20 protein-coding genes are annotated in these 21,621 nt (G+C 73.7%); 19 read left to right on the forward strand and 1 reads right to left on the reverse strand.

The window, feature by feature from the left end; translation table 11 throughout:
• The first annotated feature begins 6 nt into the window (after positions 1 to 6).
• The 8 genes from lpxD to hemH all read left to right on the forward strand — a co-directional run bounded on the left by lpxD (position 7) and on the right by hemH (position 6,992).
• Entirely contained in the window at positions 7 to 1,071 is a 1,065-nt protein-coding gene (gene lpxD / locus A2CP1_RS06050) for a UDP-3-O-(3-hydroxymyristoyl)glucosamine N-acyltransferase (protein WP_012632542.1), read from the forward strand.
• A complete protein-coding gene (gene fabZ, locus A2CP1_RS06055; RefSeq protein WP_012632543.1) occupies positions 1,068 to 1,538 on the forward strand; it encodes a 3-hydroxyacyl-ACP dehydratase FabZ in 471 nt (156 codons plus the stop codon). Before lpxD ends, fabZ begins: the two co-directional genes overlap by 4 nt.
• A 25-nt stretch (positions 1,539 to 1,563) precedes the next feature.
• The gene (gene lpxA / locus A2CP1_RS06060; protein ID WP_011420143.1) at positions 1,564 to 2,337 is read left to right on the forward strand and encodes an acyl-ACP--UDP-N-acetylglucosamine O-acyltransferase; all 774 of its coding nucleotides are present in this window, start codon (positions 1,564 to 1,566) and stop codon (positions 2,335 to 2,337) included.
• 2 nt (positions 2,338 to 2,339) lie between these two features.
• Positions 2,340 to 3,146 carry an LpxI family protein gene (locus A2CP1_RS06065; protein WP_012525204.1) on the forward strand — a complete coding sequence of 269 codons (807 nt, stop codon included), beginning with the start codon at positions 2,340 to 2,342 and terminating at the stop codon, positions 3,144 to 3,146.
• On the forward strand, positions 3,146 to 3,433 hold the full coding sequence (locus A2CP1_RS06070; RefSeq protein ID WP_012632544.1) for a DUF167 domain-containing protein: 288 nt from the start codon (positions 3,146 to 3,148) through the stop codon (positions 3,431 to 3,433). The genes A2CP1_RS06065 and A2CP1_RS06070 overlap by 1 nt, the downstream gene beginning before the upstream one ends.
• Before the next feature lie 133 nt (positions 3,434 to 3,566).
• Complete coding sequence (gene hemE, locus A2CP1_RS06075) at positions 3,567 to 4,607, forward strand: uroporphyrinogen decarboxylase (RefSeq protein WP_245529995.1); 1,041 nt, start codon at positions 3,567 to 3,569, stop codon at positions 4,605 to 4,607.
• A gap of 10 nt (positions 4,608 to 4,617) precedes the next feature.
• Positions 4,618 to 5,994: an oxygen-independent coproporphyrinogen III oxidase gene (gene hemN / locus A2CP1_RS06080; protein ID WP_012632546.1), complete on the forward strand. Its 1,377-nt coding sequence runs from the start codon at positions 4,618 to 4,620 to the stop codon at positions 5,992 to 5,994.
• Positions 5,995 to 6,029: 35 nt separating this feature from the next.
• On the forward strand, positions 6,030 to 6,992 hold the full coding sequence (gene hemH, locus A2CP1_RS06085; protein WP_012632547.1) for a ferrochelatase: 963 nt from the start codon (positions 6,030 to 6,032) through the stop codon (positions 6,990 to 6,992).
• 130 nt (positions 6,993 to 7,122) lie between these two features.
• Here hemH and A2CP1_RS06090 read toward each other — a convergent pair whose 3' ends face one another.
• Positions 7,123 to 9,000 (reverse strand): DnaJ domain-containing protein, encoded by a 1,878-nt coding sequence (locus A2CP1_RS06090; protein WP_012632548.1) that lies wholly within the window; start codon positions 8,998 to 9,000, stop codon positions 7,123 to 7,125.
• Positions 9,001 to 9,096: 96 nt separating this feature from the next.
• Here A2CP1_RS06090 and otsB point away from each other — a divergent pair, with 96 nt between their 5' ends.
• The 11 genes from otsB to infB all read left to right on the forward strand — a co-directional run bounded on the left by otsB (position 9,097) and on the right by infB (position 21,581).
• Positions 9,097 to 9,885 (forward strand): trehalose-phosphatase, encoded by a 789-nt coding sequence (gene otsB / locus A2CP1_RS06095; RefSeq protein WP_012632549.1) that lies wholly within the window; start codon positions 9,097 to 9,099, stop codon positions 9,883 to 9,885.
• Complete coding sequence (gene xseA, locus A2CP1_RS06100; protein WP_012632550.1) at positions 9,882 to 11,510, forward strand: exodeoxyribonuclease VII large subunit; 1,629 nt, start codon at positions 9,882 to 9,884, stop codon at positions 11,508 to 11,510. Before otsB ends, xseA begins: the two co-directional genes overlap by 4 nt.
• A 22-nt stretch (positions 11,511 to 11,532) precedes the next feature.
• Positions 11,533 to 11,814: an exodeoxyribonuclease VII small subunit gene (gene xseB, locus A2CP1_RS06105; RefSeq protein WP_012525213.1), complete on the forward strand. Its 282-nt coding sequence runs from the start codon at positions 11,533 to 11,535 to the stop codon at positions 11,812 to 11,814.
• A gap of 22 nt (positions 11,815 to 11,836) precedes the next feature.
• Positions 11,837 to 12,235 carry a response regulator transcription factor gene (locus A2CP1_RS06110; RefSeq protein ID WP_012525214.1) on the forward strand — a complete coding sequence of 133 codons (399 nt, stop codon included), beginning with the start codon at positions 11,837 to 11,839 and terminating at the stop codon, positions 12,233 to 12,235.
• 76 nt (positions 12,236 to 12,311) lie between these two features.
• On the forward strand, positions 12,312 to 13,193 hold the full coding sequence (locus tag A2CP1_RS06115) for a polyprenyl synthetase family protein (protein ID WP_012632551.1): 882 nt from the start codon (positions 12,312 to 12,314) through the stop codon (positions 13,191 to 13,193).
• A gap of 19 nt (positions 13,194 to 13,212) precedes the next feature.
• Positions 13,213 to 15,123 carry a 1-deoxy-D-xylulose-5-phosphate synthase gene (dxs, locus tag A2CP1_RS06120; protein ID WP_012632552.1) on the forward strand — a complete coding sequence of 637 codons (1,911 nt, stop codon included), beginning with the start codon at positions 13,213 to 13,215 and terminating at the stop codon, positions 15,121 to 15,123.
• 167 nt (positions 15,124 to 15,290) lie between these two features.
• Positions 15,291 to 16,040 (forward strand): TlyA family RNA methyltransferase, encoded by a 750-nt coding sequence (locus tag A2CP1_RS06125; protein WP_012632553.1) that lies wholly within the window; start codon positions 15,291 to 15,293, stop codon positions 16,038 to 16,040.
• A gap of 221 nt (positions 16,041 to 16,261) precedes the next feature.
• Positions 16,262 to 16,777: a ribosome maturation factor RimP gene (locus A2CP1_RS06130; RefSeq protein ID WP_012632554.1), complete on the forward strand. Its 516-nt coding sequence runs from the start codon at positions 16,262 to 16,264 to the stop codon at positions 16,775 to 16,777.
• Between the two features lie 3 nt (positions 16,778 to 16,780).
• A complete protein-coding gene (gene nusA, locus A2CP1_RS06135; protein ID WP_012525219.1) occupies positions 16,781 to 18,454 on the forward strand; it encodes a transcription termination factor NusA in 1,674 nt (557 codons plus the stop codon).
• A complete protein-coding gene (locus A2CP1_RS06140) occupies positions 18,451 to 18,714 on the forward strand; it encodes a YlxR family protein (protein ID WP_012632555.1) in 264 nt (87 codons plus the stop codon). The genes nusA and A2CP1_RS06140 overlap by 4 nt, the downstream gene beginning before the upstream one ends.
• An 11-nt stretch (positions 18,715 to 18,725) precedes the next feature.
• Complete coding sequence (gene infB / locus A2CP1_RS06145; protein WP_012632556.1) at positions 18,726 to 21,581, forward strand: translation initiation factor IF-2; 2,856 nt, start codon at positions 18,726 to 18,728, stop codon at positions 21,579 to 21,581.
• Positions 21,582 to 21,621 lie beyond the last annotated feature (40 nt).

The following is a 21,621-nucleotide window of genomic DNA, read 5'->3' on the forward strand; positions in this document are numbered from 1 at the left end:
GCGGCCGTGGCGTCCTACACGCTCGCGGAGCTCGCCGCCCGCGTCGGCGGCGCGGTGGAGGGCGACGGGAGCCTGCGGCTCGACGGCATCTCGCCGCTCGAGGAGGCCTCCGCGTCCGAGATCTCGTTCTTCTCGAACCGCAAGTACCGCAAGGCGTTCGAGGCGTCGCGCGCCGGCGCGGTGGTGGTCGAGCCGGACGAGCAGGTCGCGGCCGGCCGCACGGTGCTGCGCGTCGCGAACGCGTACCTCGCGTTCGCGAAGATCTCGACGCTGTTCCACCCGCCCCGCGAGGCGGTGCCGGAGGTGGCGCCGACCGCGGTGATCCACCCGACCGCGCGGGTCCACCCGAGCGCGCAGGTGATGCCGCTCGCATGCGTCGGGCCCGACGCGCAGGTGGGCGCGCGCACCATCCTGTTCCCGGGCGTGCACGTGGCCGACGGGGCGCGGGTGGGCGAGGACTGCGTGTTCTACCACAACGTGGTGGTGCGCGAGCGCTGCGCCGTGGGCAACCGCGTCATCCTGCAGCCGGGCTGCGTGATCGGCTCCGACGGCTTCGGGTTCGCGTTCGATCCGGAGGGCGAGGGCAAGGGCCCCCGCCACTACAAGGTCCCGCAGGTCGGGAACGTGGTGATCGAGGACGACGTGGAGGTGGGCGCGAACACGTGCGTGGATCGCGCCACCCTCGGCACCACGCGCATCGGCCGCGGCGCCAAGATCGACAACCTGGTGCAGATCGCGCACAACGTCCAGGTCGGCCCGCTCAGCCTGCTCGTGTCGCAGGTGGGCGTCGCCGGCTCCACCAAGCTCGGCATGGGCGTGGTGGCGGGCGGCCAGGCCGGCATCGTCGGCCACCTCGAGATCGGCGACGGCGTGCGGATCGGCGCGCAGTCCGGCGTGATGGCCGACGTGGAGGCCGGTGAGACCGTGTCCGGCTCGCCGGCCGTGCCCCACGGCAACTGGCTGAAGGCGATGGCGTCGCTCGATCACCTGCACGACATGCGCAAGGAACTGCGCAGCCTGCGCCGCGAGGTGGAGCGGCTGCGCGCGGACGCCGGCGAGGACGAGCCATGAGCGAGAGCGCGGAGCGCAAGTCGATCCTCGACGTGGTCGGGATCCAGAAGCTGCTGCCGCACCGGCCGCCGTTCCTGCTGGTGGACCGGGTGGTGGAGTTCGAGGCGCACCGGCGGCTGGTGGCGCTGAAGGGCGTCACCATGAACGAGCCGTTCTTCCAGGGGCACTTCCCGGCCCAGCCGGTGATGCCCGGGGTGCTCATCCTGGAGGCGCTCGCCCAGGCGGCCGCGCTGCTCGCCACGATGTCCCTGCAGCCCGACGAGGTGAAGGACAAGATCACCTACCTCATGGGCATCGACGGGGCGCGCTTCCGCCGCCCGGTGGTGCCGGGCGACCGGCTCGAGCTCGAGGTCGAGGTGACGAAGCAGAAGGGCGCCGTCTGGAAGCAGACCGGCGTCGCGCGCGTCGACGGCCAGGTGGTCGCCGAGGCCGAGTTCATGGCGATGCTCGCCGACCGCGAGCGGTAGCAGACGATCGAGGAGCACGGGCGTCATGGCAATCCACCCCACCGCCATCGTCGAGGCCGGCGCGCAGGTCGATCCGTCCTGCGACATCGGCCCGTACGCCGTGATCGGCCCGCTGGTTCGCATGGGCCCCGGCAACTCGGTCGGCGCGCACGCGGTCGTGACCGGCCGGACCACGCTCGGCGCGTCGAACCGGATCTTCCCGCACGCGGTCATCGGCGGCATCCCGCAGGACCTGAAGTACCGGGGCGAGGACACCGCGCTCGTCATCGGCGACCGCAACACGTTCCGCGAGTTCGCCACCGTGAACCTCGGGACCGCCGGCGGCGGCGGGGTGACCCGCATCGGCTCGGGCGGCCTGTTCATGGCGAGCAGCCACATCGGCCACGACTGCCAGGTGGGCGACGGGGCCATCATCGCGAACTCGGTCGCCATCGCCGGCCACGTGCTCATCGAGGACCACGTGCACTTCGGCGGCCTGTCCGCGTCGCACCAGTTCTGCCGCGTCGGGCGGCTCGCGTTCGTGGGCGGCATGACCGGCGTCGCCATGGACGTCGCGCCGTACTGCACCGTGGCGGGCGCGCGCGGCGAGCTGGCCGGGCTGAACACCATCGGCATGCAGCGCGCGGGCATGACCGAGGAGCAGGTCGGCCGCGTGAAGCAGGCATACAAGATCGTGTTCCGGTCGAGCCTCGGCCTGGCCGAGGCCATCGCGCAGCTCGAGGCGGAGCTCGCCGGCCACCCCGAGACCGACCACTTCATCGCGTTCCTGAAGGGCTCGCAGCGCGGCATCACCCGCTAGCCGTGGCGACCATCGGCCTCATCGCCGGCGGCGGGCGGTTCCCGCTCCTGTTCGCGGAGAGCGCGCGCCGCGCCGGCCACCGCGTGGTGGCGGTGGCGCACAAGTCCGAGACCGACCCCGAGCTGGCGAAGCAGGTGGACGCGATCACCTGGGTGAAGCTGGGGCAGATCGGCCACCTGCTGGAGGGGCTGCGCGCCGGCGGGGCCACCGAGTGCGTCATGCTCGGCTCCATCACCAAGAAGCGCTTCTTCGCCGACGCCATGCTCGACGCGACCGGCGTGCGGGTGCTGGCGCGCGTGGCGGTCCGCTCCGACGACAACCTGCTCCGGGCCATGGCGCGCTTCCTCGAGGAGGAGGGCGTCGCCATCACCGACCCGACCCCGTTCCTCACCGACCGGCTGGCGCCGGAGGGCGTGCTGGGCCGGCACCAGCCCACGCCCGAGGAGCTGGAGGACGCGCGCTACGGGCTGGAGCTGGCGCGCGGCATCGGCCGCCTCGACCTGGGACAGACGGTGGTGGTGAAGGACCGGGTGGCGCTGGCGGTCGAGGCGCTCGAGGGCACCGACGCCTGCATCCGGCGCGGCGGCGAGCTGGCGAAGTCGGGCGGCTTCGTGGTGGCGAAGGCGGTGAAGCCGCACCAGGACCGCCGCTTCGACCTGCCCGCGGTCGGGCCCGACACGGTGGTGTCGCTGCGCGAGGCGCGTGGCCGGCTGCTGGCGGTCGAGGCGGGGGCCACGCTGGTCATGGACCTCCCGCGCATGGTCGAGCTCGCCGACAAGGCGAAGATCGTGCTGCTCGGGCTGCGCTGATGGCCTGGGCGCGCGACGAGGGTGGCGCGGCGGTGCTGGAGATCCTGGTCCAGCCGCGCGCCTCCCGCACCCGCGCCGTGGGCGAGCACGACGGTCGGCTCAAGATCCAGCTCGCGGCGCCGCCGGTGGACGGGGCGGCCAACGCCGCCCTGGTGGAGTTCCTGGCGGCGGCGCTGGGGGTCCGGCGGGCCGACGTGGAGCTCCTCCGCGGCGAGACCGGGCGGCGCAAGACGGTCCGGGTGGCGGGCATCACCGCCGCGGCCGCGGTGGCCGCCCTGGCATCCTGAGGACGCCGCCCGTCCGGCCGGCGACCGGGGCGGCGGGCGTCCGGAGGGCGGCAGGGTCCCGCGCGCGGGGCCACGGAACATCGACCCGAACGGTGTGTGTTTCGGGGGGACCTGGACTAAGATGGCGGCCCCCATGACCCACAGATTCCTCGCCGCGTGCCGCCGTGAGCCCGTCGACCGCGTTCCCGTCTGGATGATGCGCCAGGCCGGCCGCTACCAGCCGTCCTACCGCGCCGTCCGCCAGAAGGTGAGCTTCCTGGAGCTGTGCCGCTCGCCGGAGCTCATCGCCCAGGTGACGGTCGCGCCCATCGACGAGTTCGGCTTCGACGCCGCCATCCTGTTCTCGGACATCCTGGTCCACCTGCCGGCCATGGGCCTCGACCTCTCCTTCGAGAAGGGCGAGAAGGGCAAGGGCGACGGCGGGCCGAAGATCGGCAACCCGGTGCGCACCCGCGCCGACGTGGACGCGCTGCGCGTGCCGGTCCCGAAGAAGGACCTGCCGTACGTGCTCGACGGCGTGCGCGCCATCCGCGCCGCCCTCGCCGACCGCGTGCCGCTCATCGGCTTCGTGGGCGGTCCGTTCACGGTGGCGAGCTACGCCGTCGAGGGCGGGAGCCAGGGCTTCACCCGGCTGAAGACCATGCTGTACGCCGAGCCGGCGACGGCGCACGCGCTGTTCGAGAAGCTCACCCAGGCCGCGATCGTGCAGATCGAGGAGCAGGTGGCGGCCGGCGCGCACGCGGCCCAGATCTTCGAGAGCTGGCTGGGCGAGCTGGCCCGCGAGGATCTCGAGGAGTTCAGCTTCCCGTACCTCGCCCGCATCGCCGAGGCGGTGCGCAAGACCGGCGTCCCGTCGATCCTGTTCTCCACCGGCACCACCGCGCACCTCGAGCCGATGGCGAAGCTCGGCTACGACGTCGTCTCGGTGGATTGGCGCATCCCCATCGACGAGGCGCGCGCCCGGCTGCCGGGCGTGGCGGTGCAGGGCAACTACGACTCGACGCTGCTCCTCGGGCCTCGCGACGTCGCGGTGGCGCGGGCCCAGCAGCTGCTCCGGGCGGCCGGGCCGACCCCGGGTTACATCTTCAACCTCGGCCACGGGATCCAGGTGGGCACCCCGACCGAGAACGTGAAGGCGGTGGTGGACGCGGTCCACGCCTTCGGCTGGAAGTGAGGCGATCGGCGTGATCCAGATCCCGTCCACGCAGCTCATCAAGAAGTACGACCGTCCCGGGCCGCGCTACACCAGCTACCCGACCGCGCCGGAGTGGACCGAGGCGTTCGGTCCGGCGCAGTACGTCGAGCACCTGGCGCGCGCGAACCAGCAGGGCGGCCCGCTCTCCATCTACGTGCACCTCCCGTTCTGCCGGGAGATGTGCCGCTTCTGCGGCTGCAACGTGGTGGCGACGCACGATCGCACCCGCGCCGACGCCTACCTCGACGTGCTCGAGAAGGAGGTCGCGCTGGTGGCGGCGAAGCTGCCCGACCGGCGCGCGGCCTCGCAGCTCCACTGGGGCGGCGGGACGCCCACCTTCCTCGACGAGAAGCAGCTGGTGCGCTGCCACGACATCCTGGCGCGCCACTTCACGTTCACGTCCGACGCCGAGAAGGCGATCGAGATCGACCCGGCCATCACCACCCGCTCGCAGATCGAGGTGCTGGCGAAGCTCGGGTTCAACCGCATCTCGATGGGCGTGCAGGACTTCGACGCGCGGGTGCAGGAGGTGGTGGGGCGCATCCAGGGCGAGAAGGAGACCGCCGACCTGGTGCAGGCCGCCCGCGACAACGGCTTCAAGGGCGTCAACCTCGACCTGATCTACGGGCTGCCCTATCAGACGCCGGACACCTGGAAGAAGACGCTCGAGCGCATCCTCGCCATCCACCCGGACCGCATGGCGGTGTTCGGCTTCGCCTACGTGCCGTGGTCGAAGCCGCACCAGCGCCTGCTGCCGCAGGAGGCGCTGCCGAAGACCGAGCAGCGCGTGGAGCTGTTCCTGTCGGCGGTGGAGGCGTTCACCGGCGCCGGGTACCGGCTCATCGGCCTCGACCACTTCGCGCTGGAGTCGGACGAGCTGGCCGTGGCGCAGAGCGGCGGCTACCTGTACCGCAACTTCCAGGGCTACACCGTCCGCCCCGCCGAGGACACGGTGGCGTTCGGGATGACCTCCATCTCGGACATCGGCGGCGCGTACGCGCAGAACGCGCACAAGCTCAAGGACTGGGAGGCGAAGGTCGAGGCCGGGATCATCCCGGTGGACCGCGGCGCCTCCATGTCCGCGGACGACGTGATGCGGCGGTTCACCATCAACCGCGTCATGTGCCTGCTCCGCCTCGACCTCCGCGAGATCGCGGAGAAGTTCGGGCCGGAGGGCCGGGCCGCCATCGAGGCCGACCTGCGCGCCGGCGTGAAGGAGCTGGAGGAGGACGGGCTGGTCACCTTCGACGGCGACGTGCTGAAGGTGACGCCGCTCGGCCAGCTCCTGGTCCGCAACGTGGCCATGCTGTTCGACGCCTACCTGAAGAAGGAAGGCGGCAAGAAGCAGTTCTCGCGCACGGTGTAGCCGCGCGCGCGGGCGCGCCGCCGCCGGGGAGCCGCATGAGCCACACGGCCGTCTTCCTCATGAACCTCGGCGGGCCGAGGAACCTCGCGGAGGTCGAGCCGTACCTCTACGAGCTGTTCTCCGACCCGCTGGTGATCACGGCGCCGTTCGGCCCGTTCCGCAAGGTGATCGCGAAGCTCATCTCGCGCACGCGCGCGCCGTCCTCGGCGGAGAAGTACCAGCTCATCGGCGGGAAGTCGCCGCTGGTGGAGGGCACCGAGGCCCAGGCGCGCGCGCTCCAGGCCGCGCTCGGTCCCGGGTACTCGTGCCACCTGGCCATGCGCTGCGGGCACCCCAACACCGAGGAGGGCGTCCGCGAGGCGCTCGCCGCCGGGGCCACCCGCGCGGTGGCGCTGCCGCTGTACCCGCAGTACGCGAACGCCACCACGCTCAGCTCGCTCCTGGAGCTGCGCCGCCTCTGGCCGAAGGATCGTCCGCTCGCCGAGGTCTGCACCTGGCACGATCACGAGGGCTACCTGGAGGCCTCGGCCGCGGCGCTGCGCGAGACGCTGGAGCGGGTCCCGGCCGCGCTGCGCGGGCGCACGCGCGTGGTGTTCAGCGCGCACGGCCTGCCCATGAGCCAGGTGCGCAAGGGCGACCCGTACCCCGGCTACGTGGAGCACTCCGCCCGCGAGACCGCGCGCCGCGCCGGCGCCGCCGACTGGCAGCTCACCTACCAGAGCCGCGTCGGCCCGGCGAAGTGGCTCGGCCCGGACACCGTGAAGTACCTCGAGGCCAGCGCGAAGGACCTCGCCGTCGTGGCCGTGCCCATCGCGTTCGTCTCGGAGCACCTCGAGACGCTCTACGACATGGACATCCTCGCGAAGGAGGCCGCGGAGAAGGCCGGCGCGGCGGCGTACCTGCGCGTGCCCGCGCTCGGCACCCGCCCCGACTTCATCACCGCGCTCGCCGACGTGGTCCGCGAGGGAGAGAAGGCGTCGCGGACGGTGGCGGCGTAGCTCGGGCGTGGAGGGGCCTGCGGCGGTCGGGGACGGGTGCCCGGCCGCGGGGATCGGCTCACGAGATGCCCGAGGGTGGGACGTGGGGCGCTGAGCGGACCTCCGGCGCCAGCCCGCGGACCTCGATCCCTCACGCCGCGTTCAGCCGGTGCAGCACCTGCTTCAGCAGCTCCCGGTCCGGCTGCGCCTTCAGCGCCGCCAGCGTCACGCGGCGCGCCTCGGCCACCTCGCCCAGCGCGGCCTCGGCGAGCGCCAGCACGGCGGCGGCGCGGCCGCCGTCGGGGGCGAGCGAGAGCGCCTTCCTCGCCTGCCGGCGGGCCTCCTGGGCGCGCTCGCCGGGCGGGAGCGCGGGGTCGTGCAGCGCGGCGAACCCGAGCATGGCGAGGTACTCGGGCTCGCGCGGGTTGCGCTCCACCGCCTCGCGGAACGCGGCCAGCGCGTCGGAGATGCGCCTCGCCCGCAGCGCGCGCTCGCCGCGCTTCAGCGCGATCTCGGCCGCCACGTCGATCCCGGGGCGGCGAACGCCGGACAGCTCGTAGCGCAGCATCAGGAACGAGAGGTACGCCTCGCGCTTCTCCGGCGTGGACAGCACCTTGTACGCGGCGGTCACCTTGTCCTGCACCGCCGCGAGCAGGTCCTCGAGGTCGCCGACCTCGAACTGCGCGAACGCGTCGGGGTGGAAGCGTCCGGCGACCTCGCGGTAGGCGGCCTCGATCTCCGGCGGCCCGGCCGAGATGTCGACCCCGAGCGCGCGGAAGTAGCTGCCGGGCAGGATCTGCAGCGCGGCCTGGCGCACCGCCTCGGCGCGGTCGGCGGGGAGGGGGCGGCGACGGGGCGGGGCGGGCACCTTGCCGTACACGGCGTCGCCGGCCTCGGGCGCCTCGTGGAACGCCACCGCGCCGACCATCGACAGGAACCACAGCAGCGTCAGCGCGTCGCGCAGCTCGGTGCGCCGGGCTTCGAGCCAGTCGCGCATGCGGGTCCGGCCGTCGAGGGAGACCGCCAGTCGCAGGTCGGCGCTGGAGAGGCCGGCGGCGGGGAGGATCTGCTGGAAGTCGCCGGTGCGGACCGGGTAGGCGTCGGTGACGGCGCGCAGCGCCTCGGAGAAGTGCCGCGCCGGGATGCCGCTGCGGGCGCCCTCGAGGATGGCGCGCAGCGGGAGCACGGGCGTGGCGTGGATCTCCCCCGCGAACTCGCCGCCCGGGTGGAAGCGCCACCGGCCCTCGCGCGCGCCGACGGCCCGCGCCACCAGCGCCTCGAGGTGCGCGCGCAGCGCCGCCGAGAGCGGCTCGCCGGGCTCGAGCACGCCCGCCGCCACCAGCGCGGCGCCGGGGCTGAGGCCGCTCGCCATCCCCTCCACCGCGGCGCGCTGCGCCGCGGCGTCGAGCCGCCCGGCGTCGCGCAGCCAGCGCACCAGCGCGTCGGCGGGATCGTCGGACTGGAGCGCCACCGGCGCGCCGCGCTGGAAGAACATGCGCCGCGCCGGCCCGGCCGGCTCCTCCAGCACCAGCACCCCCTCGGCCGCCGAGCGCCAGATCTGGTGCAGCAGCCGCGCCACCACGCCGGGCCGCACCTCGCCGAGCGCTGCCGGCGCCCGCGACAGCACCAGCGCCGAGCCTCGCAGCCGGGCGCGCGCCGCCGCCGCGGCCTGCGCCACGAGCTGCTGCACCTTGTCCACCAGCTCGCGGCGGGTGGGGTCGGCCACGTACGCGTTCGGCTTCAGCGGGAGCACCGCGGCGAGCCCGCGCGCCTTGCCCAGGTGCTCCTTGTCGGCGACCACCAGGAGCGCGCGGGGATCGGCGCCGCGGAGCCGCTGCGCGAGCGGGCCGGCCGGCCCGGCGGCGAGGTCGGCCGCGAGCACCACCGCGTCGGGGCGCTGCGCCGCGTACAGCTCGAACACCTGCTGAGGGTCCTCGGGGGCGATCGCCTCCAGGCCGGCGTCGGCGAGGCTCCGGGCGACGAACTCGCGCGTGGCCGGGTGTCCCTCGGCGACCAGGATGCGTGGCACGCGCCGATTGTACGTGCCTTCCCCGGCGAGACGAAGATCCCCGGCCGCACCGCGCGGGCCGACGCGCGGGAATGCTAGACTCCACGGCCCCGCGCCATGAAGGATCTCCTCCACCCCCGCCACCGCGCCGCGCTCGACCGCTTCCTCGGCGAGGGGGCGCGCCGCCCCGTCCTGCTCGCCTTCGACTACGACGGCGTCCTCGCCCCCATCGTCAAGGATCCCGCCGGCGCCCGCATGCGCCCCTCCACCCGCACGCTCCTGGCGCGGGTGGCCGGGCTGTACCCGGTGGCGGTGGTCTCCGGTCGCGCCTGGCGCGACACCCACCGGTTCGTGGGCGACGTCGTCCCGACGGTGGTCGGCAACCACGGGTTCGAGCTCGGGCACCCGGTCCCGGTCCCGGCCCGCGTGCTGCGGACGGTGCGCGGCTGGCGGCGGCAGCTCGAGGCGGCGCTGGAGGGGGTGCCGGGCGTCCACTTCGAGGACAAGCGCTCCACGCTCGCCATCCACTACGGGCTCACGCGTTCCTGGCGCCGCTCCGAGCACGCGGTGTACGAGGCCGCCAACCAGCTCGCCGGCACCCGGCTCATCCCGGGCAAGAAGGTGCTGAACGTGCTCCCGCACGACTTCCCGTCGAAGGGCGACGCGGTGCGCGCGCTGCTCGCGCGGCTCGGCTGCGACGCGGCGCTCTACGCCGGCGACGACGTCACCGACGAGGACGCGTTCGCGGTGGGCGAGCCGCTCGTGTTCGGCGTGCACGTGGGCAGCGGGCGCACGCTCGCGCCCTGGTGCCTGCGCGCGCAGGAGGACGTGGACGCGTTGCTGGAGCGGCTGGTGGAGGCGCGCGCCGGGGCACGGCCGAGGCGCGCGGCGGGGCGGGCGCGGTGAGCCGGCCGAAGCCCCCCGGCGCCGGCGCCACCGGCGACCTGTTCGCGCGCGCCGCCGAGCGGGCCGCCGCGGAGCGCGTCCGCGCGGAGCCTCCCGCCGCGGAGCGCCCCGATCCCGAGCGTTCCGACGCCGAGCGCGCCGCGGCCGGGCGCGAGGCCGAGCCGTCCCGGCCCGCCGCCGCCGAGCGCGAGCGCGCCGCCGTCGAGAAGGCGCTGCCGCGCCCGTACACCGTCCGCGAGCTGACCCGCGCGCTGAAGAGCGCGATCGAGCCGCGGTTCCGCGACGTGTGGGTGGCGGGCGAGGTGGCGAACCTGCGGCGGCAGGCCAGCGGGCACGTCTACTTCTCGCTCAAGGACGACGACGCGGTGATCGGCGCGGTCATGTGGGCCTCGCAGGCGCGCCGGCTGGCCTTCGCGCCCGGGGAAGGCCTGGAGGTGCTGGCCCGCGGCTTCGTCGAGATCTACCCGCCGCACGGCAAGTACCAGCTCGTGGTCCAGGAGCTGGAGCCGCGCGGGGCCGGGGCCCAGGCGCTCCAGCTCCAGCAGCTCAAGGAGCGGCTCCAGGCCGAGGGGCTGCTCGATCCGGCCCGCAAGCGTCCGCTGCCGTTCCTCCCGGCGCGCGTCGGCGTGGCCACCAGCCCGACCGGCGCGGCGCTCCGCGATCTCCTGCGCGTGCTCCACGCGCGTTTCCCCGGCGCGCCGGTGCTGATCGCGCCCTGCCGCGTGCAGGGCGAGGGCGCGGCCGCGACGGTGATCTCGGCGGTGCGCGCGCTCTGCCGCGCCGGGGTGGACGTGGTCGTGGTCACGCGCGGCGGCGGCTCGCAGGAGGACCTGTGGGCGTTCAACGACGAGCGGCTGGCGCGCGCCATCGCCGCCTGCCCGGTGCCGGTGGTGTCGGCGGTCGGGCACGAGGTGGACGTCACCGTCGCCGACCTCGTGGCCGACGTTCGCGCCGCCACCCCCACCCACGCCGCGCAGCTGGTGGTGCCGGTGCGGGACGAGCTGGTCGAGCGGGTGGCCGCGCTCCGCGCGCGGCTGGCGCGGGCACAGGCCGGCGCCGTCGAGGGCCGGCGCCGCACCCTGCGCGCGCTGCGGGCCGAGCTGGCCGACCCGAAGCACCTGCTCTCGCGCGAGCGCCACCGGCTCGACGATCTCGCCCACCGGGCCGAGGCGGCGGTGCGCGGGCCGCGGCGCCGCGAGCGGGCGGCCCTGGACGCCCTGCGCGGCCGGCTGACCCGGCTCGAGCCCCGGGCACGGGTGCGCGCGCTCCGGGCACGCATGGAGTCGGCGACGCGCCGCCTGGGGGGCTGGCAGGCGGCCACCTTCCGGCGCGAGGCCATGCGCCTCGAGCGGCTGGGGGCGCGCCTCGAGCCGGCCAACGTGGCGAAGCTGCTGGCCCGCGGGTTCGCGCTCGCCCTGCGCGACGGGCACCTGCTCCTGCGCAGCGCCGATGCACAGGTGGGAGACGGGGTCCGGGTGGCCCTCGCGGAGGGCTGGCTCGATGCTCGCATCACCGGGCGGGATGCGGGCGACGACCCGTTGCCGGGGCGCTCCGGGCCCGCGGGGGAACCCGAAAGGCCCGGCCACGGCGGGGAGGCCGTTGACCCCCCTTTGCGGCGTCGTTAAGTAAGGAAATCGCGGAGGAAGCGTGAGCGAGGCGAGCGAGCGTCGATCGGACACCGAGGCGGCCGGAGCCGCAGAGCCCTACGATGCGCTCGTGGCGCGCCTGGAGCGCGTCGTCGGCGAGCTGGAATCCGGGCAGCTCACGCTGGAGCAGTCCATCGAGCGGTTCGCGGAGGGCGTACGGCTGGCGAAGGAGGCGTCGCGGAAGCTGGACGACGCCGAGCGCCGGGTGGAGCTCCTGGTGCGCGGCGCGGACGGCGACGACGAGGCGGTTCCGTTCGAGCCCGAGGGCGGCCGGGGCCCGTGACCCGATGACGGCCGAGCCACGCATGCGCAAGCCCAAGGTCATCATCGTCGACGACGACCGCGACACGCGCGAGATGCTGACGCTCGCGCTGGAGCTGGAGGGGTTCGACGTGGGCCAGGCGGCGAACGGCCTGCGGCTCATCTCCGCCATGCACGTGGACCGGCCGGACGTGATCCTGCTCGACGTGATGATGTCCTGGATCGACGGCTTCGAGCTGTGCCGCGCCATCAAGAAGAACCCGACGTTCGGGGACATCCCGGTGATCTTCATCTCGGCGCGCAAGAGCGCCGACGACGAGCGCGCCGGGATCGAGGCGGGCGCGGTGGACTACTTCCCCAAGCCCCTCGACATGGACCGGCTGGTGGCCCGGATCCGCGAGATCCTCGATCAGCGCGCGGGCGCCGTTCCGACGCCGGCCTAGGCCACCCCGCCGCGCCCCGCTCGCGGGCGCCGGCGGGCGATCCGTCCGCGCCGCTTGTGCTAAAAGGTCCGTCACCTTGACGACCCCGTTCCCGATCGAGGCGTACCTGCGCAGCGTGGCGGAGCGCGTCGAGCCGCGCCTGGCCGCGCTGGCCGACGCCCGCGCGCCGGGCGGCCCGCCGCGGCTGGTGGAGGCGATGCGCTACGCGCTGCTGGGCGGCGGCAAGCGCATGCGCCCGGCGCTGGTGCTCGCCGCGTGCGAGGCGCACGGCGGCGACGCGTCCGACGCCTCGCTGGCGATGCGCTTCGCGGTGGCGCTCGAGGCCATCCACACCTACTCGCTCGTCCACGACGACCTGCCCGCCATGGACGACGACGACCTGCGCCGCGGCCGGCCCACCGTGCACAAGGCGTACGACGAGCCGACGGCGGTGCTGGTGGGCGACGGGCTGCAGTCGCTCGCGTTCGCGCACCTCCTCGCCTCGCCCGACCCCGCGGCGGCACCGCTCGCGCGCCTGCTCGCCGAGAACGCGCAGCTCATGGTCGAGGGCCAGGCCCGCGACATGGCCGGCGAGCACGCGCGCCTCGGTGAGGCCGAGGTCATGGAGCTGATGCGGACCAAGACCGGCGCGCTGCTCGCGGCCGCGGTCGCGGGCGGCGCGCGCTGCGCCGGGGTCCCCGTCGAGGCGGCGTACCCGGTGGGCCTGAAGCTCGGGCTCGCGTTCCAGATCGCCGACGACCTGCTCGACCTCACCGCCGACGCGGCCACCCTGGGCAAGCGCGCCGGCAAGGACGCCGCCGCCGGGAAGTCCACGCTGCACGCGGTGGTCGGGGTGGAGGAGGCCCGCCGCCGCGCCGAGGCGCTGCTCGCCGAGGCGCTCGCGGCCATCGAGCCGCTCGGGCCCCGCGGCGAGGCGCTGCGCGCGCTGGCGCGCTTCGTCCTCGCCCGCAAGAAGTGACGGAAGGGAAGGAGAGCCCATGGGCCGCCTGCTGGACACGATCGACTCGCCGACCGACCTGAAGAAGGTGCCGGTCGAGCAGCTCCCCGCGCTCTGCCAGGAGATCCGCGAGCAGATCATCCAGACCTGCGCCCGGAACGGCGGCCACCTCGGCTCGTCGCTCGGCGCGGTGGAGATCAACGTCGCGCTGCACCACGTGTTCTCCTCGCCGCAGGACAAGCTCGTCTGGGACGTGGGGCACCAGGCGTACGCGCACAAGCTGCTCACCGGCCGGCGCGAGGCGTTCCGGACCATCCGCACCGAGGGTGGCCTGGCGGGCTTCCCCGAGCGGCACGAGTCGGCGCACGACGCGTTCGGCGTGGGGCACGCCTCCACCGCGATCAGCGCCGCGCTCGGCATGATCGAGGCGAAGCGCGTCACCGGCGAGCCGGGCAAGGTGGTGGCGGTGGTGGGCGACGGCGCCATGACCGGCGGCGTGGCCTTCGAGGGCCTGAACCAGGCCGGCTACCTCGGGCGCAACCTGCTGGTGGTGCTGAACGACAACGAGATGTCGATCTCGCCCAACGTGGGCGCGCTGTCGGAGTGGTTCTCGAAGAAGTTCGCCTCGCGCACGTACAACCGCTGGCGCCGCCAGGTGAAGGAGTTCCTGGAGAGCGTGCCCAAGGGGCCGGAGGCGATCGAGATCATCCGCCACGGCATCAACGCCACCAAGGCGCTCGTCACCCCCGGCATCCTGTTCGAGGGGCTCGGCTTCCACTACGTCGGCCCGGTGGACGGGCACGACGTGAAGGGGCTGGTGGAGACGTTCCAGAAGCTCGCCATCTTCGACGGCCCGGTGCTGCTGCACGCCATCACCACCAAGGGCAAGGGCTATCACCCGGCGGAGTCGGACAAGGCCACGCGCGGCCACGGCCTGTCCTTCTTCGACGTGGCCACCGGCAAGCCGGTGAAGAAGTCGCCCGGGGCGAAGGCCTACACCGACCTGTTCGCCGAGGCGCTCTGCGAGGAGATGGAGCACGACCCCAGGGTCGTGGCCATCACCGCGGCGATGCTCGAGGGCACCGGGCTCATCAAGGCGAAGCAGCGCTTCCCGGACCGCACCTACGACGTCGGCATCGCCGAGCAGCACGCGGTGACGTTCGCGGCGGGCCTGGCGTGCGAGGGGATCCGGCCGGTGGTGGCCATCTACTCGACGTTCCTGCAGCGCGCCTACGACCAGATCATCCACGACGTGGCGCTGCAGAAGCTGCCGGTGACGTTCGCGCTCGACCGCGGTGGCCTCGTGGGCGCCGACGGCAAGACGCACCAGGGCGCGTTCGACCTCGCCTACCTGCGCTGCGTGCCGGGGCTGGTGGTCATGGCCCCGTCGGACGAGAACGAGCTGCGCCACATGCTGCACACCTCGCTGCAGCACGACGGGCCGGCGGCCCTCCGCTACCCGCGCGGCGCCGGCGAGGGGGTGGCGCTCGAGCCCGCGCGCGTGCTGGAGATCGGCAAGGGGCGGCTGGCGCGGAACGTCCCGGGCAAGCCGGACGTGTGCGTGGTCGCGGCCGGCACCACGCTGAAGGCCGCGCTCGCCGCCGCCGAGGCGCTCGCCGCCGAGGGCGTGGCGGCCACGGTCGTCGATCCGCGGTTCGTGAAGCCGCTCGACGAGGAGCTGATCTGCGCCGAGGCGGGCCGCGCGAAGCGCGTGGTCACGGTGGAGGAGGGGTGCCTCGCCGGCGGCTTCGGCACCGCCTGCCTGGAGGCGTTCGAGCGCCGCGGGCTGCTCGAGGCCGGCCTGGGCGTGCGGCGCCTCGGCATCCCCGACGAGTTCATCACCCACGCCGAGCAGGCGAAGCAGCGCGCCTGGGTGGGCATCGACGCCGACGCGATCGCCGCGGCCTGCCGCGCCCTGGTGGGCGACCGCAAGGCGCGCGGCGTGGCGTAGGCGGTGAGCGCGTTGCCAGCGCCGGTCGCAGTTCTCGATCGCGCGCCGTCAGGCGCGCCCGCGGGGACCTCGCGCGAGCCCGCGAACGCGGGCGCGCGAGGTCACGGGTCCCGCGCAGCAGGGTGGGGCCCCGCGGAGCTCCGCTCCGCGGGGCGGGGCGCAGCCCCGTGAAGAAGAAGCGGGAACGGATAGACGTGCTGCTGGTCGCGCGCGGCCTGGCCGAGTCGCGCACCCGCGCCCAGGCGCTGGTGATGGCCGGCGCGGTGGTCGTCGGCGAGGCGCGGGCGGACAAGCCCGGGCAGCTGGTGGACCCCGAGGCGCCCATCCGCCTGAAGGACGGGGCCGCGCCGCAGCGCTACGTCTCGCGCGGCGCGCTCAAGCTGGAGAAGGCGCTCGAGGTGTTCCCGGCGGTCGACCCACGCGGCCGGACCTGCGCCGACCTGGGCGCGTCCACCGGCGGCTTCACCGACCTGCTGCTCCAGCGCGGCGCCGCGAAGGTGTACGCGGTCGACGTGGGCTACGGGCAGCTCCACCCGCGGCTGCGCGCCGATCCGCGCGTGGTGGTGCGGGAGCGCGAGAACGCGCGGCAGCTCACGTCCGAGGCCCTGGGCGAGCGGGTCGAGCTGGTGGTCGGGGATCTGTCCTTCATCTCGCTGCGCCTCATCCTCCCGGCGGTGAAGGCAATCCTCCTCCCGGGCGGCCAGGCGGTGCTGCTCGTGAAGCCCCAGTTCGAGGTGGGCAAGGGCGAGGTGGGGAAGGGCGGCGTGGTGCGCGACGACGCCAAGCGGCGCGCCGCGCTGGACGGGATCGCCGCCGCGGCGGCCGGCCTCGGGTTCGAGGTGCTGGGCCACGCCGAGTCGCCCATCGAGGGGCCCGCGGGCAACCGCGAGTGGCTGCTGGTGCTGCGCCTGCCGTGACCCGCCCGCCGCCTCGGCGGGGCTGCGCTCCGGCGCGCGACGCTCCGCCGGGCCCCGCGTGAGCGGCCTGCCGCGCAGGCGTTCCAGGGCTGCGCCGGCCCCGTCGCGCCTTGACGCTTCGCGTTCCTTCTGCTACCTACACGCCGACATTTTCGCGCCCGGGTTCCGCCGGGTTCCGAAAGTGGGCCGCGGTCGCCCACTTTTTCTTTTTTCAGGGGTCCATGACGGGCATCGGAGAACAGTCCATCGCGGAGCAGGTGCGACGCCTGCTCGAGCCGGTGCTGGAGCGCGACGGCTACGAGCTCGTCGAGGTGGAGTGGGCGCGGCTCGCCGGCCGGTGGACGCTCCGGGTGTTCATCGACAAGGCCGGCGGCGTCGGGATCGACGACTGCCAGGCCGTCTCCAAGACGGTGGAGCCGATCCTCGACGTGGCCGACGTCATCGAGCCGGCCTACGACCTCGAGGTCTCCTCGCCCGGGCTCGACCGCCCCCTGCGCAAGCCCGGGGACTTCGACCGCTACGCGGGCCAGCGCGTCCACGTGAAGGCGTACGGCCCCGTCGCCGGGACCGCGCCCGGCGCGCCCGCCCGGAAGCACTGGACCGGCGTGCTGAAGGGCTTCCGCGACGGCGCCGTCGAGCTCGACGTGGACGGCGTGCTGCACCGCGTCCCGCACGACCAGATCGCGAAGGCCAACCTCGAGTACGACGTCGAGGGCGACCTCCGAAGGAAGGACTGATCCATGCAGCAGAACGTCAACCTGAACCTCATCCTCGACCAGGTCGCCAAGGACAAGGGGATCGATCGCGCCAAGCTGATCGAGATCCTCGAGGAGGCCATCGGCAGCGCCGCCAAGCGCCACTTCGGCCTGGAGCGCAACCTCAAGGCCCGCTACGACGAGGAGAAGGGGCAGGTGGATCTGTTCCAGGTCCTCACCATCGTGCCCGATCCCACCGAGGAGGCGCCGCTCGCCGATCCGGTGAACATGGTCCCGGTCGCGGTGGCGCACGAGAAGGGGATCGACGTGGAGCCGGGCGACGAGCTCGACTTCCCCATCTACTACCGCGTCGAGGACGAGGCCGAGGCCCGCGCGCAGGACGAGCAGTGGGGCGACCTGCTCAAGCTGAAGACGTACCGCCGGTCGTTCGGCCGCATCGCCGCGCAGACCGCCAAGCAGGTGATGATCCAGGGCACCCGCAACGCGGAGCGCGAGAACGTCTTCAACGAGTACAAGGACCGCAAGGGCGAGGTCATCACCGGCATCGTCCGCCGCTTCGAGCGCGGCAACGTCATCGTGGACCTGGGCCGCGCCGAGGCGGTGCTGCCGGTGCGCGAGCAGGTGCCGCGCGAGAGCTACCGCGCGGGCGACCGCATCCAGGCGTTCGTGATGGACGTGCTGCGCGAGTCGAAGGGGCCGCAGATCATCCTGTCCCGCGCCTCGGTGGAGCTGCTGAAGAAGCTGTTCGAGATGGAGGTCCCGGAGATCGCCGAGGGCGTGGTGGTGATCGAGGCCGCCGCCCGCGAGCCGGGCGGCCGCGCCAAGATCGCGGTCAGCTCGCGCGACTCCGACGTGGATCCGGTGGGCGCGTGCGTGGGCATGAAGGGCAGCCGCGTCCAGGCGGTGGTCCAGGAGCTCCGCGGCGAGAAGATCGACATCGTCCCCTGGGACGAGGATCCGGCCCGCTTCGTGTGCAACGCCCTGGCGCCGGCCGAAGTCTCCCGCGTGCTGCTCGACGAGCAGAACCGCGCCATGGAGATCATCGTCCCCGACGACCAGCTCTCGCTCGCGATCGGCCGCCGCGGCCAGAACGTGCGGCTCGCGTCGCAGGTGACCGGCTGGAAGCTCGACATCAACTCCGAGTCGCGCGTGAAGGAGATGCGCGAGTTCGCGACGGAGAGCTTCGGCGCGATCGGCATCCCCGAGCAGACCCAGGAGATGCTGTACGCGCACGGGTTCCGGAAGGCGCAGGACGTGGCCAACGCGGCGCCCGAGATGCTCACGCAGTTCCCCGGCTTCACCATGGACATGATCCCCGACCTGCAGAAGCGGGCGCGGGAGCAGTCCATCGAGGACGCCGAGAAGGAGATGCGGCTCGAGCAGGAGCGCGAGGCCGCCCGCATCGCCGAGGCGCGGCGCCACCCCGACTCGCTCACGCAGGAGGAGCGCTTCGCGCGCGTCCGCGGGGTGGGCGAGAAGACCATCGAGCAGATGAAGCTGGCCGGCTACCCCACGGTCGAGACGGTGCACAACGAGGCGGACGTGAACCGCTTCGCCGACTCCACCGGGCTCGGCATCAAGAAGGCCCGCCAGATCAAGCACGCCGTGGGCGTGTACCTGGAGGAGGAGGCCAAGCTCCGCGCCGAGCTCGACGCGGAGAAGGCCCGGCAGTCCGGCGCGGAGGGCGCGGGCGCTTGACCGAGCCCGTCCGCACCTGCATCGGCTGCGGCGCGAGGGCGCCCCAGCGCGAGCTGGTGCGGCTCAAGGTGATGGGAGATCGCGTGACGGTGGATCGCGAGAAGCGTGGCGGACGGGGAGCCTGGCTCCACGCCGCTCCTCCCTGCCTCGAGCGGGCGACGAAGCGGCGCGCGTTCGCCCGGGCGCTCAGGGCCGATGGCGTCCGCGCCGACGCCGAGACGCTCCGGGTCGAGTTGACGGGAAGTGCCCGTAAGGATTAGGAGTCTACGCAATGTCCAAGAAGCGGGTCCACGAGCTCGGGAAGCAGCTGAAGGAGCAGGGCATCGAGCTCTCCAACCAGGAGCTCGTCGAGAAGCTCCATGCGCTGGGTTATCTGGAAGTGAAGAGCCACTCCTCGTCCCTCGAGGACGATCAGGCCCACGCGGCCTACGAGAAGATCCTGGCCGAGCGGAAGCCGAAGCCGGCGCCGGTGCGCCCGTCGGGCCCGGGCTTCGTGGTGCGCAAGCGCGCCCACGTCGAGCCGCCCACCGTCACCGCGCCCGCGGCGCCGCCCCCGGCCGAGCCCGAGTACGCGGAGCCGCAGTACGCGGAGCCGCAGCAGGCGGAGCAGGCCTACGAGCCCGAGCCGCAGGAGGCGCAGCCCGAGGCCGCGCCCGAGCCGGTCGCCGCCCCGGAGCAGCCCGCCGAGGCCGCGCCGCTCGCCGCCCAGGCCGCGCCGTCGCCCGGCGCCGAGGCCGCGGCGCCCGCCGCGCCGCAGGCGCAGCCCGCGCAGCCGGCGGCCCCGGTCGCCCCGCCCGCGCCCTCCGCGCAGCCGTCCGCGCCGCAGCCCCCCGCGGCGCAGCCCCGGCCGCCGCAGCCGCCGATGCCGTCGCGCCCGCCGCCCGCCGGCTACCGCCCGGCGCCGCCGCCCGGCGCGCGCCCGCCCATGTCCGCTGCTCCGGGGGCGCCCGCGCAGCCCGGCGCCGCAGGCCAGCCGCCGCGGCCGCCGGTGGATCCGCGCACGCTCCGCCCCACCTCCACGCAGGCCGTCGTCATCTCGCGGCCGCTCGTGCCGGTGCGCCGCGTGACGCCGCCCACCTCCGCGCGCCAGCAGTTCCCGGTGGCCCCTGGCCCCCGCGCGCTCGGCGAGGTCAGGGAGCTGAAGGTGGTCCCCGGCTCGCTCGGCCGCGAGCGCGAGTTCATCGACGTCTCGCGCGACAAGCGCCGCGGCCGCCAGCCCGGCCGGCCCATCTCCGAGGAGCAGGCCAAGAGCCTCAGCGGCAAGGAGCTGCTCCAGGCCGCCATCAGCGATCGCGCCTACATCCCGATCCGCGGCAAGAAGAAGAAGCCGACCAAGAAGGGAGCCAAGACGCAGATCACCGAGAAGGCCGAGCACAAGAAGGTCATCCGCATCGAGGAGTCGATCTCGGTCTCCGAGCTCTCCCAGGTGATGGGCGTGAAGGCGTCCGACCTCATCCGCAAGCTGATGCAGATGGGGAAGATGGTCACCATCAACGCGCAGATCGACGCCGACACGGCGGCGATCCTGGCGCTCGAGCACGGCTACACCGTCGAGAAGAAGGGCTTCGAGGTCGAGGAGTTCATCCCCGAGGTCGAGGTGGACGAGTCGAAGCTCGTCATCCGGCCGCCGGTGGTGACGGTGATGGGCCACGTGGACCACGGCAAGACGTCGCTGCTCGACGCCATCCGCCAGGCCGACGTGGCCGCCGGCGAGGCCGGCGGCATCACGCAGCACATCGGCGCCTACTCGGTGAACACGCCGCAGGGCCCCATCACGTTCCTCGACACCCCCGGCCACGAGGCCTTCACCGCGATGCGCCAGCGCGGCGCGCAGGTGACCGACCTGGTGGTGCTGGTGGTGGCCGCGGACGACGGCGTGATGCCGCAGACCGTCGAGTCGATCAAGGCGGCCAAGGCGGCCGGCGTCACCATCCTGGTGGCCATCAACAAGGTCGACAAGCCGCAGGCGGCGCCCGAGCGCGTCATGCAGCAGCTCACCGAGTACGAGCTGGTCGCCGAGCAGTGGGGCGGCACGACCATCATGCTGCCGGTATCGGCCCGCACCAAGCAGGGCATCCCCGAGCTGCTCGAGTACATCGCGCTGCAGTCCGAGGTGCTCGAGCTCAAGGCGAACCCGGACAAGCTCGCCGCCGGCCGCGTCATCGAGGCCAAGCTGGAGAAGGGCCGCGGCCCGGTCGCCACCGTGCTGGTCGAGGAGGGCACCCTCCGCGTCGGCGACGCGCTCGTCACCGGCGTCCACTTCGGCCGCGTCCGCGCCATGATGAACGAGCGCGGCGAGCAGGTGGACAACGTCGGCCCGGGCTATCCGGTCGAGGTGCTCGGCCTGTCCGGCGTGCCGGTCGCGGGCGACGAGTTCGACGTGGTCGAGGACGAGAAGGCGGCCAAGGAGGTCGCCCAGCACCGCGCCACCAAGCAGCGCCAGAAGGAGCTCGGCGGCGTCAAGAAGGCCACGCTCGAGGACCTGTTCGCGAAGGCCAAGACCTCCGGCCAGAAGGTGCTCAACCTGGTGGTCAAGGCGGACGTGCAGGGCTCCTCGGAGGCCGTCAGCCAGGCGCTGGAGAAGGCGGCCACCAAGAAGGTGGGCGTCAAGATCCTCGAGTCCGCCGTGGGCGCGATCACGAAGTCCGACGTGCTCACCGCGGCCGCCGGCAACGCGGTGATCGTGGGCTTCAACACCAAGCCCGAGAGCGAGATCGAGAACATCGCCAGCCAGCAGGGCGTGAAGATCCTGATGTTCGGCATCATCTACGAGGCGGTGGACCGGATCCGCGAGGAGATGGCCGGCCTGCTCGAGCCGATCATCAAGGAGAAGCCGCTGGGGAAGGCCGAGGTCCGCCAGGTCTTCAACATCCCGCGCGTGGGCCAGATCGCCGGCTCCGCGGTCACCGAGGGCGTGGTGAAGCGCGCCGGCCACGTCCGCGTGGTCCGCGACCGCAAGGTGATCTTCACCGGGAAGATCGGCTCGCTGAAGCGGGTGAAGGACGACGTCCGCGAGGTCGCGCAGGGGTTCGAGTGCGGCATCGGCGTGGACGGCTTCTCCGACGTGAAGCAGGGCGACATCCTCGAGGTCTACGAGCTCGAGGAGATCCGGCCGTCGCTCGACTAGGCCGTCGCGGGGCGGGGCCTCAGGGCGCCGCCCCGCGTCA

Source organism: Anaeromyxobacter dehalogenans 2CP-1 (genome assembly GCF_000022145.1).
Lineage (GTDB): Bacteria > Myxococcota > Myxococcia > Myxococcales > Anaeromyxobacteraceae > Anaeromyxobacter > Anaeromyxobacter dehalogenans.

What these genes read in the sequence shown, in the direction of transcription:
- dxs (WP_012632552.1), top strand. Translation starts at nt 13,213, where the DNA reads ATGGGCCGCCTGCTGGACACGATCGACTCGCCGACCGACCTGAAGAAG.
- lpxA (WP_011420143.1), top strand. Translation starts at nt 1,564, where the DNA reads ATGGCAATCCACCCCACCGCCATCGTCGAGGCCGGCGCGCAGGTCGAT.
- A2CP1_RS06110 (WP_012525214.1), top strand. Translation starts at nt 11,837, where the DNA reads ATGCGCAAGCCCAAGGTCATCATCGTCGACGACGACCGCGACACGCGC.
- nusA (WP_012525219.1), top strand. Translation starts at nt 16,781, where the DNA reads ATGCAGCAGAACGTCAACCTGAACCTCATCCTCGACCAGGTCGCCAAG.
- hemE (WP_245529995.1), top strand. Translation starts at nt 3,567, where the DNA reads ATGACCCACAGATTCCTCGCCGCGTGCCGCCGTGAGCCCGTCGACCGC.
- A2CP1_RS06130 (WP_012632554.1), top strand. Translation starts at nt 16,262, where the DNA reads ATGACGGGCATCGGAGAACAGTCCATCGCGGAGCAGGTGCGACGCCTG.
- hemH (WP_012632547.1), top strand. Translation starts at nt 6,030, where the DNA reads ATGAGCCACACGGCCGTCTTCCTCATGAACCTCGGCGGGCCGAGGAAC.
- fabZ (WP_012632543.1), top strand. Translation starts at nt 1,068, where the DNA reads ATGAGCGAGAGCGCGGAGCGCAAGTCGATCCTCGACGTGGTCGGGATC.
- otsB (WP_012632549.1), top strand. Translation starts at nt 9,097, where the DNA reads ATGAAGGATCTCCTCCACCCCCGCCACCGCGCCGCGCTCGACCGCTTC.
- A2CP1_RS06070 (WP_012632544.1), top strand. Translation starts at nt 3,146, where the DNA reads ATGGCCTGGGCGCGCGACGAGGGTGGCGCGGCGGTGCTGGAGATCCTG.
- infB (WP_012632556.1), top strand. Translation starts at nt 18,726, where the DNA reads ATGTCCAAGAAGCGGGTCCACGAGCTCGGGAAGCAGCTGAAGGAGCAG.